Below are 26,731 nucleotides of genomic sequence, written 5' to 3'. Positions count from 1 at the left end.
CCTGTTACCAACGCCGGTGCTAGAGCTTCCTGTTTGTTGAAACTGTTTTTGCTTCCAGGAAAACTGAGTAAATGCCAGCGCCTGAGAAGATACTGTGAAACATCAGCTTGGGCAGATGTTACCTTTGTTCCCGGAGTGGTGAAAGCTAGTTGTATTCCCGTAGCTGTGTATAGTGTTCATGTGTTTTTCCTCATTTTGTTGCAATTTACCTCTAAGTCCGAAAGTTAGACAAACTTAACTGCCAAATCAAAAGAGAAGAACCAACTTATAGTTGATTCTTCTCTTAAACAATTTATAAACCACATTTAAGCTGAGCTCCACAGCTTGTACATGTATTACAACCACCAATATCTTCTACGCTGCCTTCCCGGCACACAGGACAAGTATCACCAACTTCGGAGCCAATCATAACGTTAGTTTTATCTAATTCCTGTATAGTATCCATCAGCACAACTTTAGGCTTTTCAGTTTCCTGGAATAGTTCAGTCTGTTCACCTTCTGAGCTCTCTTCAGCTTTAAGTGTCAGAACCTGCGAATCCCGACTACCATCTACATAAACAGTCCCACCTTTAGCGCCACCGTTGTAGAGTCTGTGGTATACATTTTCTACTTGATCAACGGTATACCCTTTTGGTGCGTTCACTGTTTTGGAAATCGAGCTATCAACCCAACGCTGGATAACACACTGAGTATCCGCATGCGCTTCTGGTGCTAGGTCCATCGCTGTTACAAAGAATTTAGGCAGGTTTTCTGAATCTTGGTCAGGGTTCCTATCCAAGTATTCTTGTACAATTTCGGCCTTAACTTCAATAAACTTCCCTAACCTACCACTTCTATAGTAAGAAAAGGAAAAATATGGTTCTAATCCCGTACTCACACCGACCATCGTGCCTGTGGAACCAGTTGGAGCCACAGTCAGAAGATGTGAATTGCGAATACCATTTTCAAGAATGCCTTTTTTAATATCTTCAGGCATTTTCTTCATATAACCGGTATTAATAAATGCTTCACGCAGCAATTTTGTTTCTTCATCCGTTTTCCCAATAAGGAATGGAAAACTCCCTTTTTCTTTAGCTATCTCAATTGATTCTCGATATGCAGTAGTTGCAATAGCCTCGAAAACTTGGTCAACCAACTCATTGCCTTCAGATGATCCATACTCTGTTTCGCAATAGATCAGAAGGTCATGCATCCCCATAACACCTAGCCCAACTCTACGCTCGCCAAGTGCTTGCTTTTTATTTTCCTCTAAAAAGTATGGTGTTGCATCGATTACATTATCCTGCATACGCACTCCGGTTTTAACGGTTTGTTTCAATTTTTCAAAGTCTACAGTGCTCGTATCTTTGTTAGCCATTTCTGCCAAATTAACTGCCGCAAGATTACAAACAGAATATGGCGCAAGTGGTTGTTCCCCACATGGATTTGTTGCTACTACTTGGTCACCATACGCTTTTGCATTTGTCATTTCATTAGCATTATCAATGTAGAATATTCCTGGTTCTGCTGAGTATGTTGCACAAATATTAATCAGATTCCAGAGTTCTTTAGCTTTTACTCGACGATAAACACGTACACCATAGCCCATTTCTTCCCATTTTCGAACATCGCCAACTTTGTCCCAGTTCTCGTTATATGCCTTCATTTCTTCTTTTGTATAATTTTCAACATCAGGAAAACGCAAATCATACGTATCATCAACTTCAACTGCATCCATTAATTCCTTGGTTATACAGACAGAAATGTTCGCTCCTGTTAAGAACTCTGGGTTATGGACAGAATAGGTTCCCCCAGTTACTAACTTTTCTTCCGCTTCACGGATAGAAGCATCTGTAAAGCCACCTTGTCCTGGCATTGTATTATAGTTCAATATACCTTGATACAAATCTACTTCTGTCTCCGTCAATGGAGTGAACTGCAGTTTTTCCTGTGCCAGACGCTTAATTTGTTCATCTTCGGTATTTTCGATCAGATAGCGAAGAATTCTCGGATTCTGCATTTTCGAGATAATAAATTCAATAATATCAGGGTGAGAATCTACCAACATAATCATTTGAGCCAATTTGTTACGTTGATTCGTTAAACCAACTCTCTAAGTTACCTTAGAGTTCAGACCATATCTTACACATTTAAATGTGTCCTCGCGCTTCGAAATCACTTGATTTCTACTCTACTCACTTCCGTCTGAGACGTGCTTTCGATGGTCGTTGAACCTTCTTCTATACGAAGATTGGCTGCTGATTGTCTTTTTCCACTTGCTGTTTTTTAGCATTCACGCTTACCGTTTCCAGTTACGTTGTAGCCAGCAAGTCATTAAAGAGTTCCCAGCAATTCACGAGGTTAGTTTATAGACGAGGCACTTATGTTTACCACGTCTTGATCCACCTTGTTCTACCAGATGTGTAAGTTTTGCGATATCATCCAACCAAGATACTGATCCTGATGACTTTCCGTTCACACCTCTTGCTAACGTGTTACGAGGTCTCAGAGTTGATCCGTTGGTTCCAACTCCACCACCTCTGCTCATGATTTCCATTACCTGCTTACGATGGTCAGATATACCTTCTCGAGAATCTTTAATGTAAGGCATGACATAACAGTTAAAGTACGTAACATCAGTGTTAGCACCTGCACCATATAACACGCGTCCAGCTGGAATAAAATTCAACGAGCTTAACTCGTCGGTAAACTTTTCAAACCACTCTTTCTGCTTTCCTTCTGTCGTTTCAACACTGGAGAGTCCTGTGGCATTTCTCCTGGCAATTTGTTCATAATAAACTTCCAACGGTTTATCTATTACATCTAGTGAACGTTTTACAATACCTGTAGAAGCTTCCTGCTCATTATCCAGTACAGATACAAACTGTGAATCTACTTGAATATCTGCTTCTTTATGTGTCCAATCTATTGATTTAACATACCCTAGGCCACGTGCAGGAAATTTAGGATCTGCTTTCACAGTTAATACGACAAAGTCTCCCTCCTGCAACGTCTTCTTTTCCGTGTCCTTAAAAGCATATCGATCAAGCATAACCAAACGGGATACACCTTTGTGTGTGATTTTCATATCATCAGTTATTGGATGTACTTGCGGAAACGATTTGATATCTTCATTCAGCATGTTAATATCTATACCTTTTCCGCTTTCAACAGCAATCGACATTTTTTGATCGCTCCTTTAACTATTTATTTGTTATACTATAAGATATCATAATTGCTATACTAAAAACAATATATAGTATTCATATTTTAAAATAAACACTATATATTGAAAATTGAACGAATAAATATATATTTGTCAATCATCAATAAGCAATTGTATATGAAGTAAAATAGAGATATATTAAGGAAATTACTAAAAATCCAGCATTCCTAATCTTTTTTATTTAAACCACTTAAAGTCTCAAAATCCTACTAAATGAAACATAGTTTTGGTACTGCACAACAGCGATTTAGGAATTTTAATAAAGCCAGGCAATATAAAATTAAGTAAAAAGACCTACCTTTCTTTTGTAACTGCAAGAAAAAAACTTTGAAAAAATAACGAAACCACAATATAATAGAATAGACACAAATGAAAGTTACGGGGGATAAGCAATGGAATTTTTAGTAATCGGAATTGTCGTTTTAGTCGCGGTAGGAGTATTCCGTTATTTCAGACAAAAAAACGTCGTCACCATATTAACCGAAGATCAGTTTCGTGAAGGTTATCGCAAGGCACAGCTAATTGATGTAAGAGAACCACAGGAATTCAAGAAAGGTCATATTCTTGGGGCCAGAAATATTCCAGTGACACAAATGAAGCAACGACTTGTAGAAATGCGCAAAGATAAGCCATTATACCTTTATTGCCAAAGTGGTTCCAGATCAGCAAGAGCTGCTCAGCTGCTGCATAAAAAAGGTTACACAGATTTAAATCAGCTTAAAGGCGGCTTTAAGAAATGGACAGGAAAGATTAAGAACGGATGAGGTTATGACCTCATCCGTTCTTATTATTTAGTATATCGTAAAATCGGCTTTCTAGCGGCTGTTGTTTCATCCATACGTTTTACAACCGTATTAAAAGGTGCTTCCTGGACTAATTCCGGATCATTTTTCGCTTCATCGGAAATTTGTATCATTGTATCGATAAAGCCATCCAGCGTTTCTTTTGATTCCGTTTCTGTAGGTTCAACCATTAATGCCTCTTCCACATTTAACGGGAAATAGATTGTAGGTGGATGATAGCCATAATCAAGCAAGCGTTTGGCAATATCCAATGTTCGTACACCTAGTTTTTTCTGTTTTTTACCTGATATAACAAATTCATGCTTACAATGCTGCTGGTATGGTAGCACGTATTCCTTCTCCAGTTTACGCATCATATAGTTAGCATTTACAACTGCGTACTCACTAACCTTTTTGAGCCCTTCAGCCCCCATCGTGCGAATGTACGTATATGCACGTAAATTAATACCAAAATTCCCATAATAAGGTTTAACTCGCCCGATTGATTCAGGACGGTCATAATCAAACGTATATAAATCATCTTTTTTAACAAGTAAAGGCTTTGGCAAATATGCAGCCAATTCACTGCTAACACCAACTGGCCCTGATCCTGGTCCACCGCCACCATGTGGGCCGGTAAAGGTCTTATGCAGGTTTAAATGAACAACATCAAATCCCATATCCCCAGGTCTGGTATATCCCATAATTGCATTTAGGTTTGCTCCATCATAGTACAACTTACCTCCAGCACCATGAACGATTCCAGCCATTTCCAGGATCTCTGTTTCGAATAAACCCAATGTGTTCGGATTTGTTAGCATTAAGGCTGCGGTATCCTCACCAACAACTCTTTTAAGATCTTCTAAATCTACCAAACCTTTATCATTTGTTTTGACTGTAACAGCATCAAAACCCGCTACTTTGGCTGATGCCGGGTTTGTTCCGTGTGCCGAATCAGGTACAATTACTTTTGTCCGATTATAATCGCCATTTGCTTCATGGAATGAACGAATCATCATCAATCCAGTCCACTCACCCTGAGCTCCTGCTGCAGGCTGCAAGGAAACTTCATGCATTCCAGTAATTTCTCTTAATGACGTCTGCAGATCATACATCATTTCCATTGCACCTTGCACACTTTTTGGATCCTGATGTGGATGAATATGACTAAATCCGTCAAGTCTTGCTACATCTTCATTTATTTTAGGATTATATTTCATCGTACAAGAACCCAGTGGATAAAATCCGGAATCCACACCATAATTTCGTTTTGATAAAGCTGTATAATGACGCATGATTTCCAGTTCACTTACTTCAGGTAAATCTGGTGCATCTTTACGAATATAAGAACCCTCAAATTCGCTTTCTAGATCAAATTCCGGAACATCAAATTCTGGAAAACTATAACCAGTTCTTCCTTCCTTACTACGTTCGAAAATTAACGGAAAGTCTGTATTAGCCATGAATATCCCCCAATTCTTTTACAAAAGTATCGATCTCTTCTCTTGTACGAATTTCTGTTACTGCAATTAGCATATGACCTTTCAAGTCAGGATAGGCTTGTTCAAGATCATACCCACCAATTATGCCTTTATCTAAGAGCTTTTCATTTACAATTGCAATATTTTCAGGGAGTTTTATAACTAATTCATTGAAAAATGCCCCCTCTGATATTACTTCAATACCAGTTTCCTTTAATTTTTCCTTCGCATAACGCGCTTTTTGCATATTTAATACAGCCATTTTTTTGATTCCATTCTTGCCAATTGAACTCATTGCTACAGAGCTTGCAAGTGCATTTAACGCTTGATTTGAACATATATTCGATGTGGCTTTATCACGTCTAATATGCTGCTCTCTTGCCTGCAGTGTGAGTACAAACCCACGCTGCCCGTCTTCATCTGTTGTTTGGCCAACTAATCGTCCAGGTACTTTACGCATTAATTTATGAGTTGTTGCAAAATAACCACAATGTGGACCGCCAAATTGTGCAGGTATGCCAAATACTTGAGTATCTCCTACAACAATATCCGCACCAAACTCACCTGGAGGTGTTAAATATCCTAGTGATAACGGGTTACTGGAGACAATAAACATCGTTTTCTTTTGTTGACTGATCATTTCATTCACTTCATGCAGTGGCTCAACTTGACCAAAGAAGTTTGGGTACTGCAATACGACACTCGCAGTATTTTCATCCAATTCATTATTTAGTTGCTGTAAATCTGTCCGCCCATTATGATGATCAATTTCAACAATTTCAAGGTTTGGTCCTTTTGCATATGAATCAATGACAGATCTTGACTCAGGATGGATTGCCTTTGAGACAAGAATCTTCTTGCGCTTTGTTTGACCAGCACTTAAGTTTACAGCCTCTGCCAATGCTGTGCCGCCATCATACATGGATGAGTTGGCAACCCCCATACCAGTTAACTCACATATCATTGTCTGAAATTCGAAAATTGCTTGCAGTTCCCCTTGTGAAATTTCTGGCTGGTAAGGCGTATATGCCGTATAAAATTCTGATCTTGAAATCACATGATGAACGACTGATGGAATAAAATGATCATAAACACCAGCGCCCAGAAATGAACTATATTCTATCAGGTTAGCGTTTTTCTTGGCCATACCTGCAAGTTCCTTTTTCAACTGTGCTTCATTTGCCGGTTTTTTAAGATTTAACTCACCTTTAAAACGAACCTGACTTGGTATATCTGAAAATAATTCTTCAGATGATCCGACACCAATCGTTTCAAGCATTTCCCTTTTATCTGTTTCAGTCATTGGTAAATAACGAAATTCCATGTAAAAAACCCTCCCTATTTATCCCGTTTATAAAATGGTGTTTTAACAATTTCTGCCTTTAGTTTTCGTTTGCGTACTTGAACAAACAGCTCAGTACCTAGTTCAGCAAATTCACTTTTCACTAGGGCCAGCCCCACATTTTTTTGTAATGTAGGTGACTGTGTTCCAGAAGTAACAAATCCTACTTTAGATTCTTCGTCGTACACCTGATACCCCGTACGAGGAATACCTTTATCAATCATTTCAATTCCAACAAGCTTTCTGTCAGGTCCATTTTCTGCCTGCTGCTTCAACACTTCTTTTCCAATAAAGTCTGCTTCTTTTTTGACTTTAACCGCAAACTTCATACCGGCTTCAATTGGTGTGATGTCTTTTGAGAGCTCCTGACCGTATAATGCTAGTTTAGCCTCAAAACGAAGTGTATCTCTTGCGCCAAGGCCAATTGGTTCCACACCATTATCTTTGCCTGCTTCAAGTATCAAGTTCCACAGATTACTTCCCTGTTCAGCGTCGATATAGATCTCGAACCCATCTTCTCCTGTATACCCAGTCCTTGAAACAATTGCATCTGAATCAATTGTAGAGAAATAAACAGGGTTTTCGAAACGGAAAAACTTTATTTCACTTAAATCAGTATCCGTCAGGCGTTGGAGAATAACTTCAGCCTGTGGCCCTTGAAGTGCTAACTGTACATACTCAGATGATACATTTTCAATAGAAACCCCTGTGTTGTTGTTTTCTGTTAGCCAATCAAAGTCTTTTTCTGTATTAGCTGCATTCATAACTAATAAATAGTGGTCTTCCTCAAGCATGTAAATAATAAAATCATCAACTGTTCCACCATCGTGATAACACATAAATGTATATTGTGCACGCTTTGGAGTTAATGAGGAAACATCATTGGTCGTTACCTTCTCTAAAAAAGATTTGCTATTTGGACCTTTAACCAAAATTTCGCCCATATGCGAAACATCAAATAACCCTGCTTTTGTTCTGGTAACTTCGTGTTCATGTTTTATTCCCTTGAATTGTACCGGTAAGTCCCAGCCGCCAAAATCGACTGTCTTTCCTCCTGCCTTTTCATATTCAGGAAACAATGGGGTTCTCTTCAGCTCACTCATTCCATCCACTCCTTTAAATTTTCTACATAAAAATAGAGATTTCTCTGATATACAGGGAAATCTCTGTCCTTCAACCTGAAAGTTGCGTGCCTTGGAACCGGATACAAATTCCTAACAGCACTTGCTTCGTTGGTGGTTTACGATAGTAAACACTCTCCAGAGTCGCGTCATACAAGAGTCTTTTTGCCTGAGAGATTCACACAATGTTTGCTCCTTCGGCGTTACGTAAAGTAAGCTCTCCCCTTGTACTCATTCGCATAATGAAATTAGTTATTTTGGTTATACTATGTATCAGTAACTAAGAAATATCTACTTTATTATTAGTCTCATTATAGCATATGAACAATGTGAAAAGTAGGGATAAGATTACTCTTTTAAAAGGAAGTATGTTATGGACCGCATAGAACTTCAAAAAGATTCTGTTTTCATAGATGAATTTGAAAAAACGCTAGAAAAGGAAGGCACCCTCTCCTCCTGGGAACTCTTCCAGATGACTTATCAAGCCGAGTTAACTACTATGGCACCATCGTTTGAAGGATTAAAATCATTAGATTATTTACCACATATGGAATTCCTTGATCACCAAATTTCCTGCGCTAATCAAGTTATCGAAGAAATGAGTGGTCGAGCAATTTTAGCTGATGAGGTCGGGCTTGGAAAAACAATAGAAGCTGGTCTTATTTTAAAAGAATATATGCTGAGAGGACTTGTAAAAAAAGTACTCATACTCGTTCCTGCTTCCCTGGTAAATCAATGGGCCAAAGAATTAAATGAAAAATTCTATATTCCAGCAATTCCACACCGAAAAAATTATTCATGGGATCAGACTGAAATCATGATTACATCAATTGACACAGCTAAGCGTTCTCCACATCGCGAACATATACTTGATATTGACTATGACTTTATATTAATTGACGAAGCCCATAAATTGAAGAACCACAAAACTAAAAACTTTGCGTTCGTTCGATCGTTAAAGAAGAAATATTGTTTATTATTAACTGCTACACCAGTCCAAAATCGTTTAGTGGAACTATTCAATTTGGTTTCGATTTTAAAGCCAGGTCATCTAGGCGATTACGACAGCTTCCTGGAACAATATGGAAAGGATCGTAAAAAAATCAAGCAGGATAAATACCTGAAACAATTAGTCCAGAAAGTAATGATTCGAAATACACGAAAAAATACGGAATTTGATAAGGTAAAAAGAAAAATCGAGACGATATGGATTGATTTTAAAAAAGAAGAACAAGATGTTTATTCACACCTGCAAAGTGTAACCGAAGTCTTTGCTACATTCTCAAAAATTACATTACTTAGAGAGCTCTGTTCATCACGAGAAGCATGCTTCTTATCATTGCAGAAGATGATAACAAGCAACGAAAGAGAAGAGGTAATAAAACCAATCACAGATAAAATTGAACAGCTGCCGCAGCATGTGAAGGCTGAAAAAGCAGTAGAAGTTATCAAACAGTTAGGCGATGAAAAAGTAATAATCTTTACTGAATACCGTGCTACACAATTATACTTGCAATGGTATCTGAAAGAGAACGATATTACATCAGTACCTTTTAGAGGTGGATTCAAAAAAGGGAAAAAAGATTGGATGAAGCAATTATTTGAGAATCGCGCACAGGTTCTGATCGCAACTGAAGCTGGAGGCGAAGGGATTAACCTGCAGTTTTGCAACCATCTAATTAATTATGATTTGCCATGGAATCCGATGCGACTAGAACAGCGGATTGGCAGGATACACCGATACGGTCAGCAAAATGATGTTCATATTTACAATTTAGCCATCCGTGGCACCGTCGAGGAACATATTATGACGCTTTTGTATGAAAAGATAAATTTATTTGAACAAGTTATTGGCCAATTAGACAGCATTTTGGCCGAACTGAATATAAATGACATTGAATCGGAAATACAATCCATTTTTTCTGAGTCCTCTTCTACTGGTGAGGCAAGAATAAAATTGGACAACCTTTCTTCAATCATAAAATTAACACATGATCAAACAGAACAGAAGGAGCAGCAATATGGCAATTAAAAATTTACACCACTTTTTAGAGTCTTATTTCACAGCAAATCACTGTGAATTTGTCTATAACAATGAAGGTGTTCTCACTGTACAGTTAACAGAGAATATGGATCGCGCTTTAATGAACCGGCCATTTTATTGGCATTATATTAAAAAGATTGGTAACCCTGGAGACCCAATGCAGCTTACGTTGATCACAAACCCTGAAAAAAGGGATGAAAAAGGGGAATGGATTCATTTTGGAAGCCCACGATTACAACAAATTCTCAATAAGCTAAGACAGGAAGAAACATATACCAAACTATTTGAACGTATTGACGCCAATCAGAAAACGGCTTTATTTCCATGGCTTGTCACGAACATTAAAATCAGCTATCAAGGTAAACAGAAAAGAGATGAGATCTTTTCTATTGGTCTGCACTTGGTCAACGGTTCCATGAAAACAGATATGATGGGTCTATTAGAAGAAAAATCATTACAAATGACAATCTCAGATTACTGCTACACCATTTCACCGATAATCAGAATAAAAAGTGGCTTTACCAGAATTGAATCTGTTCTTGAAAGCTATATTCATAATCAGACACACGATTGGGCAGAGGAATCATTAAAAACAATGGAGGAAGAAATTCAATTACTAACCCACTTTTACAGTGCAAAAGAGGATGAGGAAAATACACAACAAGAAATGGACAAGGAAATAAGAGAAATTAATGAGAGGTATAGTCCACGTATTACCTTTAAGGTGATAAATGGGGGAATATTTTACTTAGCTGAAAATACCATTAATTGATAACAGGCAAATATGGAAGACTTGCCTGTTATCAGGTCTTTTTAAATAATAACTTGAAAGCAAATGGTAAAACACCTAGCCACTTGGTCGAATAAACCGGAGGCTCTGTTTTGTTCTGTGTCCTTCTTAATTTCTTTTCTTCCGCTGGAGTGTCAATATATGCTGTAAACTGTTCTGTCATAAACTTCACATATTCATTTCCGGACATAAAATCCTCCTCATTTCATGTAGTTATTATTATTTTTTACAACCTGCATAAATTTATTCTTTTGAAGCAATTTTATCATTCAATAATGAATCAAAACGATTTGCAAATGTGCCAGGCCTGTTGGTTTCCCCTGCAGGCGAAAGCTTTCACAGTGTCTTCTTTACCTCCGAGCATGGATTGAACATCGTACTATCGCACTCCGGCGTCTCAAGAAATCATGTTATTCCCGCAGGGAGCCGCCGCCTGCAGTGAAAATCAATGAAAGTAGTATCGAATGGTGAAACTTTAGTTCAAAAAATGTTCAGATAAATAGCGGTGATTATAAGTATTTATAAAATAACTCCTTTATAAATTCATACGAATAACTCCTTAATTTCTTCAACAATTTCTTTAGTTGACTTATTATCCGTATAAATTATTTTGTCTGCGCTTCTCTCATATAATTTTTCTCGCCTATTAAATAAAGTTTTCTTTTCCTGTAAATTCTGACTCCATAATGGTCTTGATTGATCATCTTCTAACCGCTTAGCGATTTCCTCAAAAGAAGTTTTCAAGTAAATGACACATCCAGTATCATTCATATATTGAGTATTTTCTTTCTGTTCCACAATTCCCCCACCTGTTGATATGATGTGGTTTCGTTGAGACGTTTTTTTCAGAACTTCAGACTCATATACCCGGAACGTATCTTCACCATAGTTTTGAAAAATAGAAGCGATTGTTTGTTCATATACTTCCTCCACCATATGATCAGTATCAATGTGTGGCAGACATAGCATATTACTTAACATCTCACCGATTGTACTTTTTCCACTTCCCATAAATCCAATTAAGTAAAGTGTTTTCATATTTATAACCCGCCTTAAAAATTATTTTTTTAAAAAAGAAGGAGTTTGGCAAACTGTGTCGAATATAGTCTAATATTAGGAGGTGACATATTATTGAGCACAGCTTCAAAACTCTCAGAAAAGCTTCTTCATTCTGCTATTACTGCCAATGCTTCGGATATTCATTTCTACCCTTTTCATGATCAAGCAGACATCTATTTCCGTATATTCGGAAAAAGAATCCTACACAAAACGATACCCATCAATCAGTACCAATTGTTGCTAACTTATTATAAGTTTACATCAGGAATGGATATAGGTGAAGTTCGTAAACCACAGAACGGAACAATTGAACATGATACAATTACTAGTCGTTATTCCTTACGATTATCCACGCTTCCCGTTAACCATTTAGAAAGCCTTGCCATCCGTGTTCTCCCGCAGGAAGAAAACCTTACCCTAGAACAACTCTTTCTTTTTCCAAACCAACTAAAGAAACTTAAAGAATGGATTGCAAATCGCTCTGGCATTATTCTGTTTACAGGTCCAACAGGAAGCGGTAAAACAACAACACTATACGCCTTACTTCAAACCATTTTAACCGAGAAATCTTATCAGACCATTACTTTGGAAGATCCAATTGAAAAGGATATAAATGATATTCTGCAGGTCCAAGTAAATGAAAAAGCAGGGATCACCTATCAGACTGGATTAAAAGCTGCTCTAAGGCATGACCCCGACATCATAATGGTGGGTGAAATTAGAGACACTTTTACTGCACAGTTTGCTTTCGACGCTTCCTTAACTGGTCATTTAGTCCTCAGTACATTACACGCCAATAATGCATTGGGAACAATTCATCGTTTACTGGAGATGGGTTTAAAACGCTCTGATTTAAAACAATCGCTTATTTCGGTTGCGGCATTACAGTTACTTCCAGTTCAAGTCAATAAAACTACTACTAGGCGAGCAGCAGTAATCGAGTTGCTGGATGGAAGTCTGCTGGAAAAGACGTTGAACGGTATTGATATTAGTTCCTTGGAACAATTTCATACATTTCATCACTTACGAAAGAAGGCATTTGCTTATGGATTTATCTCTGATGAAACGTATTTCTCAACTGGGAAATAAAGCACCCAAAAAGGAAATACAATTACGTTTTTTAAAACGCTTGGAAAGATTATTGACAAACGGCTATCCATTAATATCTGCTCTTGAAATTATCAGCTGGGACAAACAACTGAAGCCTATTTCCACTTCCGTCATTAATTCCCTAAAGTCTGGCAGTACACTTGATCAAGCATTAGAGAAAGAGAACTTCAACCCAATCATCACATCCTACTTATACTTTGTTCGGGCTAATGGCAATCTACAAGCAAACATTGAGAAATGTATATCTATGTATGAACAACGCGTCCTTTATGTTAAAAAATTTCAGGAAGCAACACGCTATCCTTTAATTTTATTGTTCATATTTGCATTACTGCTTTATTTTGTTAAACAATCCGTTCTCCCTTCCTTTATGGATCTATTCAATAACAGTACCGAAACAACTTCAACTGTCATGTTCTCTGTGATATTGATTGATTTATTAGGAAGATTTTTAACTGTTTTAGCATTAATGACAGTTCTGTTTCTTGTTATCTGGCAAGTCATTAAGCACAAAGTCAGTATTGAAAAACAAATTAAATTTTATCGTGTAATACCTATTTATTATCAGTATAAAAGAATGCAAATTTCATTTTTATTTGCAACACATGTTAGTTCATTATTAAAAACAGGGATGTCAATCAGGGAAATACTGTCGAATATTTCACTGCAAGATAAACAGCCGGTCCTTGCACATTTTGCTTCATTAATGACCAAAGAGTTATCAAGTGGAGTTTATATTACAAGCCTATTGGCGAACTTGCCATTACTCGATAAACAGCTGTCAATAATTTTCCAAAAAAATGCAGACGTGAATGCACTGGAGAAAGACTTAACAATCTATGCAGAATTACAAACAGAAGAAATACATCGGAAAACCATGAAAGTTATTACCTATATGCAGCCAGCTTTTTTTATCATATTAGCAATCTTCATTATCTTTATATACGTCACCCTGATGTGGCCTATGTTTCAGTTAATTAAAACAATATAAGGAGTTGGAAATTTTGTTCAAAAATCAAAAAGGTTTTACTTTAATAGAAATGCTCATTGTTCTCATGATTATCTCTGTACTGATTATTCTAATGGTCCCTAATCTAAGTGACAAGAGCAAAGAAGTGTACGATAAAGGGTGTAATGCTTTGGTAACTGTAGTCCAAGCACAGGTTGATGCTTATTATATCGAAACAAACAGTTATCCAGTAGACCTCGAGGCTTTGGAAACTGCAGGCTATATAACAGGAGATCAAAAGAAATGCCCTGACGATAATGACTTGCACATAACCATCAACACAGACGATAAAGCAATTGTCAGTATCCTCAGCGGAACCTGATGCAGTTTAAAAACGGATTTACCTTAATAGAAGTTCTGTTCGTTCTTTCCGTTTGGTCTGTATTACTGATTCTTAGTGCCCCATTACATTTCTCGATTCTTGAAAAACAGGAAGAAGATAATTTCATGGATACATTACAAATGGATTTACTATACATGCAATCCGAATCATACGGCATAAGAAATTACTTTCGTTTAACTTTTACTGGCAATGAAAGTTATATCATAACAAAAGATCAAAATATTAAAACTCTGGTGGAGCGGAAAATTCCTGAAGGGTGGAAAATAGATCAACGGATTATGTCAGCTATAGAATTTAATGACAGGGGAATTATTGTAGAACCTGGAAATATTATGATAAATACAAAAAATAACAAGTATAAGGTTATTTGTCCACTCGGAAAAGGAAGGTGCTACATTGCTAAACAATAAAGGTTTTTCTCTAATTGAATCCCTTGTAGCTACGACCCTCCTAATGGTAATGATTTCAACCCTTATCCCAATTACAAATACATTGATACATGAGAGAGAAGTACTGCACCAAAAACGACTATTTGCCAATAAATTGCATGATGAACTGCAACCATATTTGTGGGGTGGTCACAATAGCATTCCAATTAAATATTCCAAAGAAATTAATGCTACAACACTCAATTATAAATTTTCAACTGAAAACCAATTTTTGAAAGGATGTGTAACATGGGAGAATGTTAAAAATAAAACAAATCAGATTTGCCTGTATGGATATTCTGAAAAATGAAAACGCATTTTCTTTCCTATCAGTTATCCTAACGATTTCCCTTTTATTTATAATTATCCCTTTTACCGGGTACCTTTTAAAAGGGGTTAGTTTTACATCTAATTATGATGAACTTTCCATCCAGCAGTTTTTTTACTTTTTACGAGATGAAGTAATAGAATCAACCGATATAAAAATCGAACCAACCAAGATCACTCTCCATCAGACCAATGGTTCAGTTGTTACAATTGAAAAATATCAAAGTCTGATTAGAAGGAAAGTTGATTCTAAAGGACATGAGGTTTTTTTACGCGATGTACAAGCAGTTAATTTTAAGTCTACTGTATACGGCTTTCACGTCACAATCACATCTGCAAAAGGTGAGCAATTTGAAAAGACAATTATTATTTACCGGTAGTAGTAAAGGGTTTATCCTCCCTTACGTCCTATTTATCATCGCAATTTCGTTCATTATAATTACTGCGAGTATTAATATGTACCAGGACGAAATACAAATAACCCATAATCAAACAAACCAACTTAAAATAGAAACATTACTTCAAATGGCACGAACATCATTTAAGGAAGAAGTATCGCTTGGAAATGATTTGGATAACCCAATACATTACCACTTTCCATATGGCGATGTAGACGTTGAGTATATTGCCTTAAATGAAAAAGAATATCATCTGCTTTTCAGTATTAAAACAGACTCCAACGCTACTTTTCTGATATCCAATAGACTATGGTTAGAATAATTATTTTAAAATGTGTCATAATAACTACAATTAAGTTGTGTACATTTTTTAACAAATTATCGATTTCACACAATTCGTTATACTTTTCACTATAATTAAAGTAACAAACATAGTGAGGTGATTATCTGTGGAACAAACACTTAAAGTAACGAACGTGCTAAGTGACCCAACCAGATTTAATATTTACCAGTATTTAATAAAAAACCATCATCAAGTTGGTGTTACTGAGGTTGCTGAATTGTTCGATACCATCCAAACGTAGCCAGGCTTCACCTGTCAAAGCTGGAAGATATAAATACTGTAGAATCTTACTCGAAGAAAACTGGGAAAGGCGGACGGCCCAGCAGAGTATATCGGCTATCTGATGAAGTGATTGAGCTTAACTTTCCACATCAAGATTATAAACTACTGTCTTCAATTGCAATAGAGTCATTTGTTGAATTAGGAGAAGCCGGAATACATGCTTTATATCAGACTGGATATAAATATGGGAGCAAAGTAATTGAACGGTATCACAATGGACCTTTTATTGAGGAATTTACAGAAGAGCAAAAAATGAACATATTAGAAGATGCTGGCACAATGCTTGGGATGTACCCGGACTTTCAATATAATCCTGACAATAGCAGTATAACTTTTCAGATAAAAAACTGTCCCTTCAAAGAAGTAGCATCTACTAGCCACACAATGGTATGTAACCTCCACAATAATTTTCTAAAGGGTATGTTTGAAGCATTATTTACAAACGTAGATTTAATAGAAAATGAAAATATGTTCAATGGTTGCGAAAATTGCACGTATGTGGCAAAACTTTCAAATGTTTAATAAGATTTATTTACAATATCCAAATCGTCGTTTATAATAACAATGATAAGGTTACCTAAAAAGGAGGGGGAAAATATGGATCGAATGTTTCGTGTCCTTGCTTTTTGGACGGGTATTTTCACAGTAATGTTTTATGTTGGAGACATGCAAAAAACAGCAATACTATTCCTTGTTCAAACAGCATTTTTCCTAACAGTAAGTTATCTGAAATTATCAGAACGCATGTATATGTATTTATTCGGAGCTTATTGTACAGTATTTATGGTTGGATTTACTTGGTATTCAGAATTTATATTAGTGCCTGGATTCGGGCATTAAAATAAAAACCCTGCTTACATATAATAATGCAGGGTTTTTTATTCTACCTCTTTTACTTTCGATGAAGCAAAAGAGTTGCCCGCGGCTAATCCGAACTACACAAAGAACTCTTAGTAAAACGTATTAGGACAACAACATTCATATAACACTATTAAGAAATCAGTTTTTTTAGTTTACACTATTGACATGTTGTTAAAATCCATTTATAGTAAATATAGTAGCTTAACTTTTATCCCTAACCAACAAAAGAGCAGAGCACATCCCCCCTAAAGCCCTTCTTATATGAAGGGCTTTTTGTTGTTTTAAACCGCATATTTAACTATGCATGTGTTCAATCCTATTTGTCTGAGAAAAAAGGATTGTTCTGCTTTTCTTCACCAATTGTAGTCTCTGGTCCATGACCAGGACTAACAATATAAGAATCCTGCAACGTGTACATTTTGTTACGTATACTTTGCTCAAGCTGCTTAATATCTCCACCAGGCAAATCAGTCCTGCCTATTCCTAGGTTAAATAATACATCACCACTAATAATGTGTTCTTGCTTATGAAATATGAAGCTAACACTTCCTGGTGAATGTCCCGGCGTATGTATTATTTCGAACTGTATTGTCCCTAACTGCAAATTTCTTGGAACTAAATAATGCTCAGCACTTTTCGTTTTTATCTCGTTCCCAGTAAATAATAGCGATCCGTTTAACTTTGGATTCTCAAGCCAAGTTGCTTCCTCTTCATGAATATATACATTGATGTCATAGTAGCTTCTGACTTTATCAACTCCACCAATATGATCAAAATGTGCATGGGTTAGCAAAATTGCTTTTGGTGTAAGCTTCTCATTATTTAAATACGTTATAATTTCCTCGGGATCACCACTGGGATCAATGACTATTGCATCGTTATTATTGTGTACGATATAGCAGTTCGTTCCTAATGGACCTAAGGACATTCCTTTAAAAATCATTATCAACCCTCCATTAAATAGTTGTTCACGAAATTCACTATAATATAACTCGACAAAACCCATTTTATACTATAAAATAAGAATAGGAAACAGCTTGTTACATAATAATAAATTAATGAACTAATAGTAATTATCACAATCAAAGAAAGTTCACAAGGAGGATATTTTAATAATGATTTTAGCAGTAATCCTATTACTTGTTACTCTGTTATCAGTAGTATCAGTAATCCGTCAACTGAAAATTAAAAATGTATTCGCGCTTGGTTTCTCTGCCATTTCCGCACTAACTTTTGGCTTCTTCTCGGTTGCAACCATCATTACCGAAATAGCCGGTATATAATTTAGTCAACTTGCCATCTTGTTAAAGAGATTTAAGATAGCATATTTTGCCTTCTAATAACTCCTAACACGAAGTTCAGGCCTTCAAAGCAAATAGCAAGTAGCACTTATGTAATAAAAGAAAAATCTGATTGTCAATTAAAACTAACTCTAGTAGTTAGTTTTTTTATTTATGAACAAAGGCAAGATGTATGGGAATAGCAGCAATCTGACTAAACACCACCAATGGTAGTTCGGAAGTCCAATTATCCACTACACTTATAATTTATAGTCTTCTAGGCAATTTAAAAAGCTGATCCACAATGGAATCAGCTTTTTTATTTACTTATTTACTTTTTGAAAAGTCCATAAATCTGAATAGATCCCCATAAATAATTTCATCTGAGTAACCTAATTCTTTTTCTACTTTATCCTTAATAGGTTTACATGCGGACTCTGCTTTACTTTCAGCAGTTGCATTCTCATTAGTTTCAACTGGCTCACCGGTTTTCCGATTATAGCAGATCCCGCTTGTAGAAACATATTTCTGACTTATAAAATCTCCATTTCGCAATGCTATATAACCCTTGCGATCTTTCCGGAACATGTCGTTTCCAAAATATACATCATTTTTTGTTGAAACGCCCAGCATGTGTAATAATGTTGGTTTTATATCTATTTGACCAGACACTTGCGACATAACTTTTCCATCTTCATGTCCTGGTATATGAATGAACATTGGTACTTCCTGTAATTGAACGTGATCGTAAGGTGTTATCTTTTCTTTACCCAAATATTGGCTCATAGCTTTATTATGGTTTTCACTTATACCATAGTGGTCTCCCATAATTACAATGACAGAATCTTTGTATAATCCAGCATCCTTTAACTGCTTGAAGAATTTTTCAATCGCTTCATCTGTATACCGGACTGTTGGAAAATAATTATTCAGCGTAGCGGAATTTGAGTCATATTTATCAATAGAGCTATCTTCTTTACTTAATTCAAATGGAAAGTGATTTGTTAGTGTAATAAACTTAGAATAAAACGGCTTTTCCATTGTCTGTAAATACTTGATGGACTGTTCAAAGAACGGTTTATCCTTCAGACCCCATCCAATCGAATTCTCTTTATTGACTTCATATGCTTCTTCACCATAAAAGTGATCGAATCCTAAGCTGTCATACATTTGATCCCGATTCCAAAAGCTTTTATTATTCGAGTGAAAAACTGACGTGTAATATCCTTCTTCGTTCAAGATCTCTGGCATTGCATTATACTCATTCTGACCATGAGTGAAGAAAACTGCACCTCTCGATAATGGATATAGTGAATTTTCGGTCAGAAATTCAGAATCAGATGTTTTTCCCTGTTGTGTCTGATGATAAAAGTTTTCAAAATAATAGGTACTTTCATCATTAACTAAACTGTTTAAAAACGGTGTTATCTCTTCACCATTTACTTTATTATTTATTACAAAGTTTTGCACAGATTCTGCAGAGATAAAGATAACATTTTTATCTTCTGCAATACCATGTAACGGTGATTTACTATCACTTTGGACATTTTCATTTACATACTCTTTTATATCAGGCAGTTGATTACCATCTGCAAAGACACGCTGCGTTTTAACTTTTGAATGTACAGCTAAATCATAAACGTGATAATTAAATAACCCAATATTTTTCACTAAATATTCACGGTCAAATGCACGAGTGAATAATTGAGGTCTTTCCATTTCAGCTAAGAAAAAGTTTCCTGCAAGTAACATTAATGACATTGCTAATGCAAACACTCTTCCACTTTTTGGGTAGCTTACAGTCATAGCCTCTGGTTTTTTCTTACTTAGATACCAAATAATTGCTACATCGACAATAAACAAAATATCGTATACTTCAATCAACGTAAAAATACTTGAACCCAAGTCCCCCATATTACTTGCCTGGAATAACTGTGGAATTGTTATAAAGTCAGTAAAGGAACGGTAGAAAACAACGTTAAAATATACGATGAGTGTTCCGATTAATGCTGTATAACGCAAGAATTTCATTTGTCGGGACTGCTTTTTAAACCATACACTTATTGAAAAGAATAAAAAAGCAGAAACAAATGGATTTATGAGCAGGATGAATTCCTGCATCGTATTTTCCAGTTCAATACTAAATAAAAATCGATATATAAAATAAGTCTTTAACCCAAATAATAAAGTTGCAATTATAAATAAAGGCATTTTAATTCGTTTAAAATTCATTTTAAATCATCTCCTACAATGATACATTTATCATTTTACACTAACTATACATATTCATTTCATCCAATACCCGTAACTACTTTTTTAAAACGTAGCAAATAGCCTACACTATTATATGACGTTTTTCTGTATCAAAAAGTTTCATAGAATTTACATCTTCTTAAATTAGCTAACAAATTATTATATTAATAGAAGACCTTTAAAATGTAAAGGTTAAAATACAGTATTATTTAGTTTTTGTTGAACCAAATAGGCCGCTCCAATTATTCCAGCGTCATTCCCTAGCTGAGCAACTTTTATTTCGCAAATTTCACTTACTCTTTCCAAGGCATATTTACGAAAAGCAAAATCTATACTATTTATAAAATCTTCTCCGGCTTTTGATACACCACCGCCCACAAGAATCTTAGAGGGGTTTATTATTGTTGCAAGATTTGCAATTACTAATCCGAGAACATCAGCGGTATAGTCAATAATTTCTGTACTTAAGGTATCACCATGATTTGCTAATTCAAAAATATCCTTTGTAGTTAAACTTCCATTCTTCTGATAAAAGGATGCTAAATGGCTTTTTGGATTTATTTCAATTTTATTCTTAGCTTGTCGAACCATGCCAGTTGCTGATGCAATTGTTTCTAAGCAACCTCTGCGGCCACAATTACATAGATAGCCATTTTCTTCAACGGTAATATGACCAATCTCACCAGCTGTTCCATTTTCACCATTTAAAATAGTGCCGTTGGCAATTATTCCGCCTCCTACTCCTGTCCCCAGGGTAACAGCGATCAGATTTCTTGCTTGCTCACCTGCACCTAGCCAATTTTCACCAAGTACTGCAATGTTTGCATCATTCTGTACGTATACAGGTAAACCCGATATTGCTTTTAGTTCTCTGGCTATTTCCATATTTTTCCATCCGATATTTACTGCTTCATATACACTTCCTGAATCTTCGTGAATAAAACCTGGTGCGCCCAGTCCGATACCAGAAATGTGTTTTTCGTTTAATTGACCTGAATCGATCTTATGCCTTACAGAGTTCCAAATATCTGTCAGAATTGAAGTCCCATTGTTGGTAACATTAGTTGGAATCTCCCACTTATCTAGAATATTCCCTGCTTCATTTATTATGCCGATTTTTATCGTTGTGCCACCAACATCTACACCTATAATGTTTTGACCCATTAGAAACCCTCTCCTTTTTTATCTCGTACCCGTGATGCTTCTTGTCTAAGGAGTAATAAGGCCATCTGGTATTCGTTTGTTTCAATAAATTGTGCTTGATACAGTTCTTTGACTTCGGCTTCCATTAGTTCAAGATCTGCTAATCGATCACCAATGTATATAATCGTTCCAAACCTTTTCAATAATTGTTGTATATCATAAATGGTTTCCATTTAAATCACCATTTCTAATTATACCAAAGAATGGTGAAATAAGGAACAACAAAAAAACCAGATCGAAACTATTTAACGATCTGGATCCTTTGGATGTAAAAATGCTGGTCTTCTATTTTTCAATGGCATCGGTGATCGCAGGAATACATCACGAAAAGCCCGATAAGAAAAAGGAAGGAACGGCCAAAAGTAAGCAGTTTTGAACGAATTCATTCGTACTAAGTACAGAATCCATAGGGTAATCCCAACTGCATATCCAATTGCTCCAAAAGATGCTGTTACTAATAACAAAAACATTCGGATCAATCGGTTTGCTAAACTCAATTCATAACTTGGTGTGGCATAAGTGCCTATCGCTGCCACTGCTAAGTAAAGAACAACTTCACTTGAGAATAGGCCAACTTCTACCGCCACCTGCCCCATTAATATAGCTGCAACCAGCCCAAGTGCCGTTGCTAAAGACGATGGCGTATGAATTGCTGCCAACCTTAACATATCAATTCCTAACTCAGCCACTAAAAATTGTACAATCAACGGAATGGTTCCAGCTTCCGACGGACCGATATATTCCAAACCAGTCGGTAAAAATTCCGGACTAACAGAAAAAAGATAGTAAAGCGGCAATATAAAAATTGATACAAAAACCGCAATAAATCGGACAAATCTTAAATATGCACCAACCATTGGTTTTTGCCGGTAGTCTTCTGCATGCTGCAAATGATGCCAATATGTCGCTGGTGTAATCATTACACTTGGTGAACCATCAATAATAATGAGTACATGTCCCTCATACAAATGTGCTGCTGCTGTATCGGGTCTCTCCGTATACCTGACAGTTGGATATGGATTCCAGTGTCGTCCACTGATAAATTCCTCTATGGTTTTCTCAGCCATTGGTAATCCATCTGTATCTATCATCTTTAATACTTCTTTCAATTTCTCAACACGATCTTGATCTGCAATATCATCAAGGTAACAAACACAAATATCTGTCATGGATCTTCTGCCTATTTGCAGGTATTCCATTCGTAACGATCGGTCGCGTACCCTTCTCCTTGTGAGAGCAGTATTAAAAACAATCGTTTCAACATAACCATCTCGGGAACCGCGCACAACCCTTTCCAAATCTGGTTCGGCCGGGGCCCTTACAGGGTATGTCCTTGCATCAATCATGATAACTTCATCGATACCTTCGACAATTAATGCTGCTGGACCACCAAGTACTTGATCAGCAATCTTGTTTAAATCTTTAAGCCGACCTATTTCAATATAGGGGATATATGTTTTAAAAAGTTTTGTTAATGGGTCAGGTTCCAATTGCTCGGGTTCCAGCTGTGCCAATAGCTTCATAATATAGTGCAGAATCTCATCTTTAGCAAATCCGTCAATTAAAAATAAAGCCATTTTTCTTCCTGCATACTCTAAATCCAAATAAATTACATCAAAGCTTTTATCAACAGCCAACCTGTTTTTCATATAATCAACATTTTTTTGAAACGAGGAAAATAACGATTGTTTCTCTCTCTCCATAAATTTTTCACCCTCAAGTATAAACTATAAATAGTTTGTTACAAGACCTTTATTCTATTCTCAAATAAGCATAAACAGTTGTCCAAGCTCATACATTTTATCTTAAGTGGAAATCAAAAAGGGTGATAAGAGACATGAAAAAACGACTTTTAATTTACATCGTAATCTTTTTTATTTTTTTGCCGGTATTTGTATACATCATGCAGGAAAAGACTGTTCCAACCATTACGTTTTTTCCGATGGATGAAAAGACAAGCTTTGAAAAAGCAAGTACCCGTCTTGAAATGATAGCTGAGAAAACCAATGATTCCTATGAGATAATCTGGGAAAGTGATTCAAAAAGTGATAAAGAAATATATCTGAGGCAAGATGCTTCATTGTTATTTAATAATGGTATGTTAAGAGGGATTCGAAGCAAATGGATAGAAGATACCGATAGTATCCAGACAAAAGAAAAAGTTACTGGAGAGGATAGCAGTTACTTTCAAGCTATTTCTTATCATCATGGGGAGATTCACTATCCAGACGACCAGATTAAAAGCATTCACAAAATGACATATGATCAATTATATGTAATCGATTCACCAAATACTGCATTAGAATCCTTTAAAAAAGCTAAAAATAAATATGAAACCGAGTGGGCAACATTACTTGACCATACAACACAACAACAACTGTTATATTCATGGAAATTGCTAATCCGTCACTTTGATATTGCTGGTGAATCATATCGTTCCGTTCCACTTACAAAGCTTTACAAATATAATGATCAACCTCTTCCATCACTGACCCAAAAACAAACAGATCAAATTATTGGCCAACTTTGGGAAGGTATTTATAAAAATTATATTATAAATGCTAAGAACATAGAAAAAAATAAATTAAAAAGTTACGTGCCATTAATCTTATTTGACAAACAGAATAAACACTTAATCGTTTTATATGAAATAAACGGTGAAAAAGAAAGACTGATTCAGCAATATCCTGAATTTCAATAAAAAGAAGTCAAACCAAAAGTGTTTTAGTCAAAGTAAAATCCGAACTATGATTCAAATTCTTGAGATAGAATTCGAATTAGTTCGGTTTTATCTTGTTGCTGATTATCTATATGATGCGCAGAAGGCCTAGATAAGACATCTGAGTGCGTCGGCACGAAGATGGCTCAACAGCCGCCATAGGTGCGCGATGTGTATTTCCGTAGCGGTGTTACTGCACCCAACTTTTATCACAGTGTTTCGCATTATATATCAACTACGTATTTGATCCAACCAATAATAAAGAATATTCTATACACCCTATCCTGTTAATTAAAATGGAAATTTTTAGTTATGTCCCAGCATATTTTATATTTAATTAACGGGGGTTAGATATGACTGCGATGTAATGTGGACTTCTGTTCTGTTCATTAATCAATAATCTGGTCATATAACTTTTTAATATTATCACCATTCGGTTTAATTTGATATGCCTTTTTAATGCGTTCTTGTGCTTTTTTTTCCTGTCCCTTGTTATAATACAAAACCGCTAAATTAAAATGCGCCTCAGCAAACTCGTCGTTCGTCTGTATTGCATCTTCCAAATCATCTATTGCCAAATCCACCTCGTTTAGATTCACATAAGCATAAGATCTTTGAAACAATAATTCATCTGCAAGGTCATCAGGATTCCTTAACCCAGTTGTAGTAATTTCAACTATTTTTTCGTAATCCTGAACTGCAGCTAACTGTTCCACTTTCATCAATTGATAAGAAGGACTGTTCAGGTTATGTTGGATACCGAATATGATTAATCCTAAGATAATAACTACGTAAAGAATAAGCGCAAGAAGTTGCATGGACATTTTTTTCAGCCCAGGTAAATGGAGGATTGCTGAAGCGATAAACCCAGTTACTAATCCCCCCAAATGTGCACCGTTATCAACTTGCGGTACCATGAATCCAAATAAGAGATTTATCCCAATTATTAAAAGCATGCTTCTACCCATCGTTTGAAAGAATATTTTTTTATGAATTAAACCAAAGAATAATAGTGCACCGAAGAGCCCGAATAATGCACCAGAAGCACCTGCTGAGATGTTAGTGGTGAACGCAAAACTAGCTAAACCCCCACCAATACCTGCCAACAAATATACTACAATAAATCGGATCGAACCATATATTCGTTCTACGGCAGTACCGAGATAATACACAGCAAACATATTCATAAATAAGTGCAGAAACCCGATATGGAGGAACATAGAGGAAATAATTCGCCACCACTCCCCCTTTTCAATAATGGCGGGATTATATTTTGCTCCAAACTTTATGAGTGTTTCTGTAGATTGACTGCTCCCATCCAGTTCAAGCAATAAAAAAATTATAATATTAATGCCCAGTAAAAAGTAGGTTAAAAATGGTTTTCCATTTGAGAATACACTTTCCGCCTCATTTTTTTTGTTTTTCAGATTAATATCCAATTGGGATCTAAAATACTCAACCTTTTCTTCCATATCCAGTTCCGACTCTTCAGCTGAGATTGTTACATTTGAACTGCCAATCGCATCCTGCAGACGAGAAAGTTCAACATCTTTTTCAGCCTCTGACAAGTAATATACTTTCATTTTCATTGGGTTCTTTTCATTTAACTGCATTGGTTTCTTTAGTATATACCAATCATCTACCGGTGAATTAGTAGAAATATATACATTATGAATTTCAATATGTTTACCCAGAAAAAAACGTCTCATGGCTTTTGCCTTTTGAAATGCAGTTCTTATATCTCCTTTTAAATAATTTTTCCAGTCAAAACCTCTATGTAATAATCGAACCACATGTGACGTTCTATTTTCATATTTTTCAAGCCATATTTCCTGGCCACTTTCATTTATATGCAGTATCTCGAAGTCATCTTTTTCAACTAGGCTATGTGCTAATTTATAAAACGTATATTGCTCAAATAGGTACATTCGCTTTCCTCCCTGAGACCATCTTACCAAAAATAAATTTATTTTTCTTTTAGTAGTTATGAAAGTTTAAATACCTTCTTACAGCGTAAGTATTGTCAACAAGCTAAGTTTTCTAATTATATAGTAAAAGAAGCTGTCGCAGAACAGCTTCTTTTTTTAAAAATACTATTTAGTTTGGTTGTCGGCTGAACAGGCCAGGTAATATTTTGTTACGTATTGCTGGCATGTTCATTGTTATCATAACTGCAATCCGTCGCAAGAAACTAATCGCTAATAGAGTATTTACAATTCTATATCTCCATTTAAAAACTATTGTTGCTGCGGTAAATAAAAATGTAAGAACTAAAAATATTCTCATCCTGCCACCCTTTTCTGCTAATGATGTTGTGTTATTAATTGTTTTCAACATGCTATAGTTTTATG

25 protein-coding genes, 3 pseudogenes and 1 riboswitch are annotated in these 26,731 nt (G+C 35.9%); of the genes and pseudogenes, 15 read left to right on the top strand and 13 right to left on the bottom strand.

From position 1 onward, the window contains the following. Nucleotides 1-292 precede the first annotated feature (292 nt). Both ACTWQM_RS09485 and ACTWQM_RS09480 read right to left on the bottom strand, forming a co-directional pair. A pseudogene (locus tag ACTWQM_RS09485) lies at nucleotides 293-2,059 on the bottom strand (vitamin B12-dependent ribonucleotide reductase); the annotation flags it as partial. A 309-nt stretch (nucleotides 2,060-2,368) separates the two neighbouring features. Further along, nucleotides 2,369-3,163, bottom strand: a pseudogene (locus ACTWQM_RS09480) (ribonucleotide reductase N-terminal alpha domain-containing protein); the annotation flags it as partial. 434 nt (nucleotides 3,164-3,597) lie between these two features. Between ACTWQM_RS09480 and ACTWQM_RS09475 the strand changes: the two are divergent. Next, nucleotides 3,598-3,969: a rhodanese-like domain-containing protein gene (locus ACTWQM_RS09475; RefSeq protein ID WP_443257938.1), complete on the top strand. Its 372-nt coding sequence runs from the start codon at nucleotides 3,598-3,600 to the stop codon at nucleotides 3,967-3,969. Between the two features lie 23 nt (nucleotides 3,970-3,992). Here ACTWQM_RS09475 and gcvPB read toward each other — a convergent pair whose 3' ends face one another. Genes gcvPB through gcvT form a run of 3 tightly spaced genes read right to left on the bottom strand, consistent with a single transcriptional unit; the run spans nucleotide 3,993 to nucleotide 7,913 of the window. Next, complete coding sequence (gene gcvPB, locus ACTWQM_RS09470) at nucleotides 3,993-5,450, bottom strand: aminomethyl-transferring glycine dehydrogenase subunit GcvPB (RefSeq protein ID WP_443257937.1); 1,458 nt, start codon at nucleotides 5,448-5,450, stop codon at nucleotides 3,993-3,995. Beyond that, entirely contained in the window at nucleotides 5,443-6,792 is a 1,350-nt protein-coding gene (gene gcvPA, locus ACTWQM_RS09465) for an aminomethyl-transferring glycine dehydrogenase subunit GcvPA (protein ID WP_443257936.1), read from the bottom strand. The genes gcvPB and gcvPA overlap by 8 nt, the downstream gene beginning before the upstream one ends. Nucleotides 6,793-6,806: 14 nt before the next feature. Next, on the bottom strand, nucleotides 6,807-7,913 hold the full coding sequence (gene gcvT, locus ACTWQM_RS09460; RefSeq protein ID WP_443257935.1) for a glycine cleavage system aminomethyltransferase GcvT: 1,107 nt from the start codon (nucleotides 7,911-7,913) through the stop codon (nucleotides 6,807-6,809). Between the two features lie 165 nt (nucleotides 7,914-8,078). After that, nucleotides 8,079-8,166, bottom strand: a riboswitch (glycine riboswitch). A gap of 138 nt (nucleotides 8,167-8,304) precedes the next feature. Here gcvT and ACTWQM_RS09455 point away from each other — a divergent pair. Together ACTWQM_RS09455 and ACTWQM_RS09450 are read left to right on the top strand one after the other, a co-directional pair. After that, nucleotides 8,305-9,963 (top strand): DEAD/DEAH box helicase, encoded by a 1,659-nt coding sequence (locus tag ACTWQM_RS09455; RefSeq protein WP_443257934.1) that lies wholly within the window; start codon nucleotides 8,305-8,307, stop codon nucleotides 9,961-9,963. Further along, nucleotides 9,953-10,747: a YqhG family protein gene (locus ACTWQM_RS09450; protein WP_443257933.1), complete on the top strand. Its 795-nt coding sequence runs from the start codon at nucleotides 9,953-9,955 to the stop codon at nucleotides 10,745-10,747. The genes ACTWQM_RS09455 and ACTWQM_RS09450 overlap by 11 nt, the downstream gene beginning before the upstream one ends. A 31-nt stretch (nucleotides 10,748-10,778) precedes the next feature. Here the strand turns inward: ACTWQM_RS09450 and ACTWQM_RS09445 are convergent, their stop codons facing one another. Both ACTWQM_RS09445 and ACTWQM_RS09440 read right to left on the bottom strand, forming a co-directional pair. Next, nucleotides 10,779-10,955: a YqzE family protein gene (locus ACTWQM_RS09445; RefSeq protein ID WP_443257932.1), complete on the bottom strand. Its 177-nt coding sequence runs from the start codon at nucleotides 10,953-10,955 to the stop codon at nucleotides 10,779-10,781. A gap of 353 nt (nucleotides 10,956-11,308) precedes the next feature. Beyond that, complete coding sequence (locus ACTWQM_RS09440) at nucleotides 11,309-11,803, bottom strand: shikimate kinase (protein WP_443257931.1); 495 nt, start codon at nucleotides 11,801-11,803, stop codon at nucleotides 11,309-11,311. Nucleotides 11,804-11,896: 93 nt separating this feature from the next. Between ACTWQM_RS09440 and comGA the strand changes: the two genes are divergently transcribed. The 9 genes and pseudogenes from comGA (at nucleotide 11,897) to ACTWQM_RS09395 (ending at nucleotide 16,904) form a co-directional block, all read left to right on the top strand. Next, entirely contained in the window at nucleotides 11,897-12,913 is a 1,017-nt protein-coding gene (comGA, locus tag ACTWQM_RS09435) for a competence type IV pilus ATPase ComGA (protein WP_443257930.1), read from the top strand. Continuing rightward, nucleotides 12,870-13,925 (top strand): type II secretion system F family protein, encoded by a 1,056-nt coding sequence (locus tag ACTWQM_RS09430; protein ID WP_443257929.1) that lies wholly within the window; start codon nucleotides 12,870-12,872, stop codon nucleotides 13,923-13,925. The genes comGA and ACTWQM_RS09430 overlap by 44 nt, the downstream gene beginning before the upstream one ends. Nucleotides 13,926-13,938: 13 nt before the next feature. Then, nucleotides 13,939-14,265 (top strand): competence type IV pilus major pilin ComGC, encoded by a 327-nt coding sequence (gene comGC, locus ACTWQM_RS09425; protein WP_443257928.1) that lies wholly within the window; start codon nucleotides 13,939-13,941, stop codon nucleotides 14,263-14,265. Continuing rightward, nucleotides 14,265-14,696 (top strand): competence type IV pilus minor pilin ComGD, encoded by a 432-nt coding sequence (gene comGD, locus ACTWQM_RS09420; RefSeq protein WP_443257927.1) that lies wholly within the window; start codon nucleotides 14,265-14,267, stop codon nucleotides 14,694-14,696. Before comGC ends, comGD begins: the two co-directional genes overlap by 1 nt. After that, nucleotides 14,683-15,024: a prepilin-type N-terminal cleavage/methylation domain-containing protein gene (locus tag ACTWQM_RS09415; RefSeq protein ID WP_443257926.1), complete on the top strand. Its 342-nt coding sequence runs from the start codon at nucleotides 14,683-14,685 to the stop codon at nucleotides 15,022-15,024. Before comGD ends, ACTWQM_RS09415 begins: the two co-directional genes overlap by 14 nt. Next, on the top strand, nucleotides 15,005-15,421 hold the full coding sequence (locus tag ACTWQM_RS09410) for a competence type IV pilus minor pilin ComGF (RefSeq protein ID WP_443257925.1): 417 nt from the start codon (nucleotides 15,005-15,007) through the stop codon (nucleotides 15,419-15,421). Before ACTWQM_RS09415 ends, ACTWQM_RS09410 begins: the two co-directional genes overlap by 20 nt. A gap of 76 nt (nucleotides 15,422-15,497) precedes the next feature. Continuing rightward, a complete protein-coding gene (locus ACTWQM_RS09405) occupies nucleotides 15,498-15,761 on the top strand; it encodes a hypothetical protein (RefSeq protein ID WP_443257924.1) in 264 nt (87 codons plus the stop codon). A gap of 127 nt (nucleotides 15,762-15,888) precedes the next feature. Further along, a pseudogene (locus tag ACTWQM_RS09400) lies at nucleotides 15,889-16,586 on the top strand (helix-turn-helix transcriptional regulator). 75 nt (nucleotides 16,587-16,661) lie between these two features. Continuing rightward, a complete protein-coding gene (locus ACTWQM_RS09395; RefSeq protein ID WP_375050431.1) occupies nucleotides 16,662-16,904 on the top strand; it encodes a DUF2626 domain-containing protein in 243 nt (80 codons plus the stop codon). A gap of 337 nt (nucleotides 16,905-17,241) precedes the next feature. Here ACTWQM_RS09395 and ACTWQM_RS09390 read toward each other — a convergent pair whose 3' ends face one another. After that, nucleotides 17,242-17,868 (bottom strand): MBL fold metallo-hydrolase, encoded by a 627-nt coding sequence (locus tag ACTWQM_RS09390; protein ID WP_443257923.1) that lies wholly within the window; start codon nucleotides 17,866-17,868, stop codon nucleotides 17,242-17,244. Between the two features lie 172 nt (nucleotides 17,869-18,040). Here ACTWQM_RS09390 and ACTWQM_RS09385 point away from each other — a divergent pair, with 172 nt between their 5' ends. Then, entirely contained in the window at nucleotides 18,041-18,208 is a 168-nt protein-coding gene (locus ACTWQM_RS09385; protein WP_443257922.1) for a DUF2759 family protein, read from the top strand. A 324-nt stretch (nucleotides 18,209-18,532) separates the two neighbouring features. Here the strand turns inward: ACTWQM_RS09385 and ACTWQM_RS09380 are convergent, their stop codons facing one another. From ACTWQM_RS09380 to ACTWQM_RS09365, 4 genes are all read right to left on the bottom strand, one after another. Beyond that, nucleotides 18,533-20,437, bottom strand: coding sequence for an LTA synthase family protein (locus ACTWQM_RS09380; RefSeq protein WP_443257921.1), 1,905 nt, complete (start codon nucleotides 20,435-20,437; stop codon nucleotides 18,533-18,535). A 213-nt stretch (nucleotides 20,438-20,650) separates the two neighbouring features. Then, nucleotides 20,651-21,622, bottom strand: a complete 972-nt coding sequence (locus ACTWQM_RS09375; RefSeq protein ID WP_443257920.1) for an ROK family glucokinase — start codon at nucleotides 21,620-21,622, stop codon at nucleotides 20,651-20,653. Then, nucleotides 21,622-21,834 carry a YqgQ family protein gene (locus tag ACTWQM_RS09370; RefSeq protein WP_443257919.1) on the bottom strand — a complete coding sequence of 71 codons (213 nt, stop codon included), beginning with the start codon at nucleotides 21,832-21,834 and terminating at the stop codon, nucleotides 21,622-21,624. Before ACTWQM_RS09370 ends, ACTWQM_RS09375 begins: the two co-directional genes overlap by 1 nt. 72 nt (nucleotides 21,835-21,906) lie before the next feature. Further along, a complete protein-coding gene (locus tag ACTWQM_RS09365; protein ID WP_443257918.1) occupies nucleotides 21,907-23,364 on the bottom strand; it encodes a spore germination protein in 1,458 nt (485 codons plus the stop codon). Nucleotides 23,365-23,498: 134 nt separating this feature from the next. On the opposite strand from ACTWQM_RS09365, the gene ACTWQM_RS09360 reads away from it, so the two are divergent. Next, nucleotides 23,499-24,362, top strand: a complete 864-nt coding sequence (locus ACTWQM_RS09360; protein ID WP_443257917.1) for a hypothetical protein — start codon at nucleotides 23,499-23,501, stop codon at nucleotides 24,360-24,362. Nucleotides 24,363-24,769: 407 nt separating this feature from the next. Here the strand turns inward: ACTWQM_RS09360 and ACTWQM_RS09355 are convergent, their stop codons facing one another. Beyond that, on the bottom strand, nucleotides 24,770-26,308 hold the full coding sequence (locus tag ACTWQM_RS09355) for a rhomboid family intramembrane serine protease (protein WP_443257916.1): 1,539 nt from the start codon (nucleotides 26,306-26,308) through the stop codon (nucleotides 24,770-24,772). Nucleotides 26,309-26,514: 206 nt separating this feature from the next. On the opposite strand from ACTWQM_RS09355, the gene ACTWQM_RS09350 reads away from it, so the two are divergent. After that, nucleotides 26,515-26,724, top strand: coding sequence for a hypothetical protein (locus ACTWQM_RS09350; RefSeq protein WP_443257915.1), 210 nt, complete (start codon nucleotides 26,515-26,517; stop codon nucleotides 26,722-26,724). Nucleotides 26,725-26,731: the final 7 nt, after the last annotated feature.

The sequence above is a fragment of the Virgibacillus sp. L01 genome (genome assembly GCF_052246775.1).
Classification (GTDB): Bacteria; Bacillota; Bacilli; order Bacillales; family Amphibacillaceae; genus Lentibacillus.
This window is presented reverse-complemented; position numbering and strand designations above follow the sequence as displayed.